We start from the raw sequence: 6,550 nt of genomic DNA, 5'->3' as shown, positions 1-6,550 counted from the left end.
GGTTCCTCGGCCGGCAGCGCGTGCAGCGCCTTGCGACCGAGCGCGCCCCGCCCCGCCCCGACACGATCCGCACCGTACGTGCGGCCCCGAGCACGGCGTCGTCGCCGCAGTGACACGGCCGTAGCGGCGGCGTCAACCACCCCGCCCGGCGCCGCAGTTGCAGAACATCGAAGGAGACGGCGGTGGCGGATCCCGAAGCCCCTCAGCCCTCTCCCGAGCCCCCCATCCCAAAGCCCCTCACCTCAGCGGTCCTCTCCCCTCGCCGTCTGCCGCGCGAACTCGGCACCGTCCCAGTAGTCGACCCGATGCGCCACGAGCCCATCCACCACCCGCAGCCGAAACACCCCCCGGATCCGGACCGGTTCCCCACCCACCGAGCCGCCACCACTGCCGCCTCTCGCGCTCACCGAGCCCTCACCGCCACCGCCACTCGCACCCACCGAGCCGCCATCCCCGCTCCCGCCACCCGCACTCACCGAGCCGCCCCGCACGCGAAACGTCATCGTGTACGCGAGCGCCGCCCGGTCCCCATCGACCAGCAGGTCCTCGACCACATACCGCAACCCTTGGAACTCCCCCAAAAACCCGGGCAGTCGCGCCCGATACGCCGCGCGCCCCCGCAGACTCCGCCCGAGCGCCGACGTGTGCTCGTTGTGGAAGTCCTCGGTCACGCACGCCGCGATGCGGTCCGGGTCACCAGTGTTGAGCGCCGCGACATACGCCTCGGCGGCGATCCGGGTTCGCGCGCCGACGCTCACGCGTTGGTCCGGTCGCCCCACAGTTCGCGTACTTCCGCGAACACCCGCTGATTGTGCGAGATCTCCACGACATTGCCGTCCGGATCCGTGAGCGCGCAGATGTATCCCACCGGCGGCGGGACGTCCATCGGCTCCCAGTGCAGACAGCCCGCCTCCCGCGCCCGGTCCGCGATGGCGTCGACGTCGGTGCGCGCGGCCACCTCCATGCCCAGATGGGCGAACGGCGTCAGCTGCGGCTGTGGGTTTCCCTTGTCCTTGTTGAAGCCCACCAACACCAGCACGAAGGGCGTCTCGACCTGATTCGGGTTGGACAGCCACGCGTTGGCGCCGTCGGCGTCACTGTGTCGCGACACCACCACGAGCGGGGTGAACGATGTGTAGAACTCGATCGCCGCCTCCAGATCGGACGACGGCAGCGCAATATGCGTCCAGCGAGCCTCGGTCAGCGTGGGTTCCATCGCAGCGACTCCTCTCACGTTCCTGATCTCACGTTCCGATCTTCACATTTCGAACGCCGAAGCACCCAAGCACCCAAGCGCCGAGGCGCCGAAGCGCCGAGCGCCGAAGGTGCACCCCACCGGCCTACCCGACCGCGACGTACATCCGGATCATCGGCCGCCCGACCGTCGACCTTCAGTCGATCGGGCCGTCGACCTCGTCCACCGGGCGCTGTCGGGCGCGAGCGGATCCGCGAAGCTTCCGCGCACGTCCTCCTCCCCGAGGTTGGTCCGATCGAGCGACACGTCGTACGCGTCGCTGTGGGGCTTGTACCCACTCGTAATCCGCCCATCGAAGCGCACGACGGTGTCCGTCTGCTTGCGAACCTTGATCAACCGGCGGTACACGAACCACACGTGGTACTCGTCGTTCGAACTCTCCTCGAACGCCTTCCAGTCGAAGGCACAGGTCTCGTCGAGCTCACGGTGGTAACGGTGGTACTCGCCGATCCTGTACGCCTCATGGCGCGGCAGCAGCGGCACGATCCACTCCTCGAACGTCGGCGCCCAGTGCGACAGGCACGCGAGGAAGACACCGCCGACGTGTACGCGTTCGGCGAGACCCAGGAGATCCTGGGCAAGGCCCTCAAGGGCCGCCGCGACGACGTCGTGCTCGCGGCCAAGTTCGGTGAGGCGATGGACCACGCGCAGCCGCTGCGCCGCAGCGCGTCGCGCCGGTGGCTCATGCGCGCGGTGGAGGACAGCCTGCGCCGCTTGGACACCGATCATCTCGATCCCTACCCACCGCACCGCCCCGGCCCCGACACCGACCAGGACGAAACCCTGGGCCCACTCACCGACTTGGTTCACCAGCGAACGGTCCGCGCAATCGGCTCCCCCGCGCTGCCCGCGAGGGCCGTCGTCGAGGCGCGCCGGGTCACCGAGCGCTGCGGCCACGAGCACGTCGCGGTGGAGCAGCTCGCCCACTCGGCGTTCGCCCGGCCGCGGAGGCCGCGGCGCTGCCCACGTGCGGCCGGTACGGTCTGGACGCGACGGTATTCAGCCCGCTCAACGGCGGCCGGCTGACCGGCAAGTACCGCGCCGGCGCCGCGCTCTCCTCCGACTAGCGCGCGGTACGCGACGCCAAGCACTTCGACCACGCCGACGAGGCGACCCGCACCCGAACGTCGAGCACCTCTACGCGATCGCCGACGGCGAGGTCATCCCCGAGGGCGACGAGCCCGAAGTCACCATTTGCATGGACGAGTTCGGCCGCTCGATCCGAAGCCTCGCCCCGGCCGGCAGTGGGCCGGTCGCGGCGACAAGCACAAGGACCCCGACCGTGAGCCAGGTCGCAGACGGCGGGCGACCTACAACCGCTACGACGGAGTGCGGCACCTGTTCGGCGCCCTGCGCTACTTCGCCCTCGACGGAACCGACCACGCCACCCACACGGAACAGGGCAGCATGATCCGCCGCCGCCACATCATCTGGCGGAACAAGAACGCCGCCGACACGTGCCTCACTGCCCTCGTCCCCAGGGTGAACGCCGCCCGACCCGCGCCGCCGGCGTCTGTCTCGGGTCGTCAGGTCCGGGTCGGTGGCGCACTCATCGCTGCCGTCAGGAACGTGATCGCCCATCGCCGGGCCGCCTCGCCCGCTACCGGGGGCGTGCAGCCTGGGGAGGGCTGCTGGTGGACCTCGAGGCGGTCGACGGCCGTCACGGCAAGGATCCCCCGTATCCGGAACCACAGTTCCTCCGGGGGAAGGCCGGGCAGTACGCGCGTGAAGGCTGCGAGGTAGCGCTCGCGGACCGTGTCCTCGCCCGGGCCGGTCCAGCTGCGCACCTCCTCGGCCGGGTCGCTGAGGATCGTCACGATCAGCCGGGACGTCCGGGCGCCGTCCTCGTCGCCGACCGACATCTCGTCGAACAGCGGCCCCGCGAATGCCTCCACCAGTTCGCCGACCAATGGGTCGGGGGTCCGGGCGAGCAATTTGTCGAGCCCTGCGCACTGGGCGGCGTTGATGGGCTCGATCACGCGGCGGGCGACCGCGGCCATCAGCTCCGCCTTCGACCCGAAGTGGTAGCCGACGGCGGCCAGGTTCGCTCCGGCGAGTTTGGTGATCGCGCGGACCGAGGTGCCGCGGTATCCGTGCTCGGCGAAGAGATGCTCGGCCGCGTCGAGGAGCTGGGTGCGGGTGTCTGGGGTCGCCACACGAGGGACTCTACATATGTTTGAATGAAACGAACGTATGATTCAATCGAACGTATGAAAGAAGACTGCCATGAAGCTGCTCGTGTACGGCGCCGGGGTTTGCGGCAGCCTGTTCGCCGTCCGCATGCATGAGGCCGGCCACGACGTCTCGCTCCTCGCCCGAGGTGAGCGCCTGACCGCTCTGCGCCGCCACGGCGTGCAGCTCGCCGAAGGAGACAGCCCAGCTGTCGGGCGGGTACCGGTACCGGTGATCGAGCACTCGGACAACGAGTACGACCTGATCACCGTCTTCGTCCGCACCCACCAGGTGGACGCGGTGCTGGAATCACTCGCCGACGTCCAAGGTGACGTGCTGTTCCTGCTCAACTGGGCAGCCGGCCCGGAGACGCTGGGCGCGGCGATCGGCCGTGAACGGGTGCTGCTCGGCTTCCCCGTGAAGGGCGGCACGATGGACGGCGACGTGATCCGCTACCCCAAGAGCAATTTCGTCACCCGCCGGGTCGCGATGCCGATCGGCGAGCCCGACGGCCGCACCACCCCGCGACTGGAACGGATCGTGGAGACGTTCCGTACCGCCGGGATCAACGCCAAGGCCGAACCGCAGATGGACGCCTGGCTCAGGACGCACGCCGCATTCGAGGTGCCGCTCGGACAGGCGGTACACGCGGCGGGCGGCCCGGTAGCGCTGGCCGACGACCCGGAAGCGGTCCGCGGCATGCTTCACCTCATGCGGCAGAACCTCGCCTCGATGGAAACGCCGCCGGTACCTCGCGCGTTCGCCGCGTTGCGGGCTCTGCCGCAAGGGCTCATCGTGCCCGCGCTCCGGCGCTTCCTGAAGAGCCCGCCCGCCGTGCAGAGCGGACTCAACGACCCCTCGCCTGCCATGGCGGCCGAACTCGAGCGGCTGACCGAACAGCTCCGCGCCCCTGCAAAAGCCCGCTAGGCGATCCAGGACGGCAAAACCTCACCACGCAACACCACCGCCGGTCCCACAGTCCTCGAACCGGCTCCCCCGGCTCCACAGACGGCACCCGCTGACCTCATGACCGTTTCGGTAGCAACGGCGTGTCCGGCCTTCGGAGTTGGCGTGGCCTTCTTCCCGTTTGCGGCCACGTCCTTCGAGTAGCGCGGCACTACCAGACGAACGTTGCTTGATGCGGCAGTAGATGCGCGGCACCGGACCCACCGCGGGGCGATCCTCGCGGCGGATGCCCAAGGTGGGCTTGACGCCGGGAAGCACCTCGCTGAACCCAGCCGGCGGGCCGGCGCCTGAAGTCCCAGTCGCACAGGGCCGCGTAGAGCGCGGACGTGGCCTCGACGTCGGGCGGCGGCAGGCCCATGAAGGTCACCGGGTTGGGCGCGTCGGCTCCTCGAAAGCGGGGCGGTCGGGCTCAGGGGTGGCGGTGGAAGCGGGCGCGGCCACGTCGGCCTGCGCCGGTGGGACAGCCACCCCCACCCCTCGGCGGCGTCGCCGAGGCCGAGGAAGCCGCGCACGCCGTCCTCGTACTCGGAACGCGGTTCGCGGCCGGGGCCGGGGCCGATCACGGTCGTCGCGGGCGCCGGCCGGTCGCCGTCCGTTCCCGCGCCAACCCCTTGGACCCCGAAGTAGCCCTCAACTCCAAGCCGCCCTGACCGCCCGAGAACTCCTCCCGGCCTTCAAGGGCGTCCCGCAAACCCGGGTACCGCGACCTCTGCGACATCTGCGACGGTGGGTACCGACACCTGGATCACACCAAAGCCCGTGCAGAGCAGAGAGGTACGAACATGGAGCGGGCCCGAATCCTGCTGCTGGACGCGGCTCCGGGCGATCTGCTCGCTCGCGAACTGGAGCGTCTGCTCGGCCACGGGCTCGCCGTCACGCTGAACCTTCGGCGAGTGGCCGATCCCGCCGGGGCGCGGGCCGCCTGGGCCGGCCGGGTGGGCTTCACCGACTTCGACGCCTTCGACGCGTCCGCGCTGCTCGCCGAGATCGGCCGGGACGGACTCGGCTACCACGCGGTCAAATCGCGTGCCGGTGTGCCACTGCGCGCCGCGTTCCTGGCGGCGGCGACGGACGCCGCGTTGACTCACCGGCTCCGCGTGATCGGCCGAGCCGGAGCGGGCACCGATCACGTCGATTCGGTAGCCGCGGCCCGTCACGGCATCACGATCACTCACACGCCGGGTTCCAACACGAACGCGGTCGCCGAGTTCGCCTTGGCCCAACTCCTCGCCCTGACCCGGGATCTCGCGGCGCACAACGAGGCCGCGCACGGCGGCAACTGGCGCGCACCGACCGCACCGGCGGTGGAACTGTCGGAACTGACCCTGGGTGTCGTCGGGCTGGGTCGGATCGGGTCGGTCCTGGCCGAACGGGCGACTTCGCTGGGCATGGCGGTCCAAGGCCTTTCGCGGCGCCCGGTCGAGGTGCCGGTGCCCGTGGTCCCCTCCCTCGCCGCACTGCTGACGACCAGTGACGTGGTCTCCCTGCACCTGCCGCTCACTGTGCGAACGCAAGGGCTCATCGGTAAGGCGGAGTTGGCACTGATGCGTCCGGGGTCGATCCTGCTGAACACCGCCCGGGGCGCGATCGTCGACGAACAGGCACTGGCCGACGCTCTGCGCGACCCATCACACCCGCTCGCAGCCGCCGCCGTCGACACCTTCGAGCACGAGCACGCAGCCTTCGCCTCGCCGCTGTTCGGCCTGCCGAACGCCCTGCTCACCCCGCATGTCGCCGGCATGACCAAAAACGCGATGGCCACCGCGGCCCTCCACTGCGCGGACCACATCGCGGCCCTGCTGGCCGACCGCCCGGACGGTGTACCCGTGGTGGCCCGGTAACAACCGCCGCGGCCGACCGCATCGGGCTCGGCGCGGCCTCGGCGGGACGATCGCCGCCACCCCGCCGACCACCCTCCTCGTCGGCCCGAACGCCGCGACCTCGACCGGGGGTTGCCCCCACCTCGGATGGTCCCGGTGGCCGGATGTCCCGGGTCCGGAGGTTCGGGAGATGGTGGGCATGCCCGCAACGGCGCCGAGCCCGCCCGCCTTCCGCATGGCGCGGCCGAATCGGTGGCGCCGGGGCATCGAAAGAAACGGGGCGAGACAAGATGACGAAGCCTGGCAAGACCTGCCTGGCGTTGGCCGCAGCCGCGCT

At 70.5% G+C, this 6,550-nt stretch carries 7 protein-coding genes and 1 pseudogene; 4 read left to right on the top strand and 4 right to left on the bottom strand.

Features of this window, described 5'->3' with window-relative positions; translation table 11 throughout:
• Positions 1-242: 242 nt before the first annotated feature.
• The 3 genes from GT354_RS13025 to GT354_RS13015 form a co-directional block, all read right to left on the bottom strand.
• Positions 243-758: a nuclear transport factor 2 family protein gene (locus GT354_RS13025; protein ID WP_161356464.1), complete on the bottom strand. Its 516-nt coding sequence runs from the start codon at positions 756-758 to the stop codon at positions 243-245.
• Positions 755-1,216, bottom strand: a complete 462-nt coding sequence (locus tag GT354_RS13020; protein WP_161356463.1) for a VOC family protein — start codon at positions 1,214-1,216, stop codon at positions 755-757. Before GT354_RS13020 ends, GT354_RS13025 begins: the two co-directional genes overlap by 4 nt.
• A 150-nt stretch (positions 1,217-1,366) precedes the next feature.
• Positions 1,367-1,738: a hypothetical protein gene (locus GT354_RS13015; RefSeq protein ID WP_161356462.1), complete on the bottom strand. Its 372-nt coding sequence runs from the start codon at positions 1,736-1,738 to the stop codon at positions 1,367-1,369.
• 27 nt (positions 1,739-1,765) lie between these two features.
• On the opposite strand from GT354_RS13015, the gene GT354_RS13010 reads away from it, so the two are divergent.
• Both GT354_RS13010 and GT354_RS56475 read left to right on the top strand, forming a co-directional pair.
• Entirely contained in the window at positions 1,766-2,281 is a 516-nt protein-coding gene (locus GT354_RS13010) for an aldo/keto reductase (protein WP_161356461.1), read from the top strand.
• A 100-nt stretch (positions 2,282-2,381) separates the two neighbouring features.
• Positions 2,382-2,749: pseudogene (locus GT354_RS56475) on the top strand (IS630 family transposase); the annotation flags it as partial.
• A 32-nt stretch (positions 2,750-2,781) separates the two neighbouring features.
• Here the strand turns inward: GT354_RS56475 and GT354_RS53895 are convergent.
• A complete protein-coding gene (locus tag GT354_RS53895; RefSeq protein ID WP_161356460.1) occupies positions 2,782-3,411 on the bottom strand; it encodes a TetR/AcrR family transcriptional regulator in 630 nt (209 codons plus the stop codon).
• Positions 3,412-3,481: 70 nt separating this feature from the next.
• Here GT354_RS53895 and GT354_RS12995 point away from each other — a divergent pair, with 70 nt between their 5' ends.
• The gene (locus GT354_RS12995) at positions 3,482-4,354 is read left to right on the top strand and encodes a ketopantoate reductase family protein (protein WP_161356459.1); all 873 of its coding nucleotides are present in this window, start codon (positions 3,482-3,484) and stop codon (positions 4,352-4,354) included.
• An 821-nt stretch (positions 4,355-5,175) separates the two neighbouring features.
• Positions 5,176-6,234, top strand: a complete 1,059-nt coding sequence (locus GT354_RS12990; RefSeq protein WP_161356458.1) for an NAD(P)-dependent oxidoreductase — start codon at positions 5,176-5,178, stop codon at positions 6,232-6,234.
• The last annotated feature ends 316 nt before the right edge of the window (positions 6,235-6,550 follow it).

The sequence above is a fragment of the Streptomyces sp. SID3343 genome (assembly GCF_009865215.1).
Taxonomy (GTDB): Bacteria; Actinomycetota; Actinomycetes; order Streptomycetales; family Streptomycetaceae; genus Embleya.
Note: the sequence above shows the minus strand (reverse complement) of the source record. Positions and strands in the feature narration are given on the sequence as shown.

Coding starts and splice junctions, on each gene's coding strand:
- GT354_RS12990 (WP_161356458.1), top strand. CDS start 5,176: ATGGAGCGGGCCCGAATCCTGCTGCTGGACGCGGCTCCGGGCGATCTG.
- GT354_RS12995 (WP_161356459.1), top strand. CDS start 3,482: ATGAAGCTGCTCGTGTACGGCGCCGGGGTTTGCGGCAGCCTGTTCGCC.
- GT354_RS13020 (WP_161356463.1), bottom strand. CDS start 1,216: ATGGAACCCACGCTGACCGAGGCTCGCTGGACGCATATTGCGCTGCCG.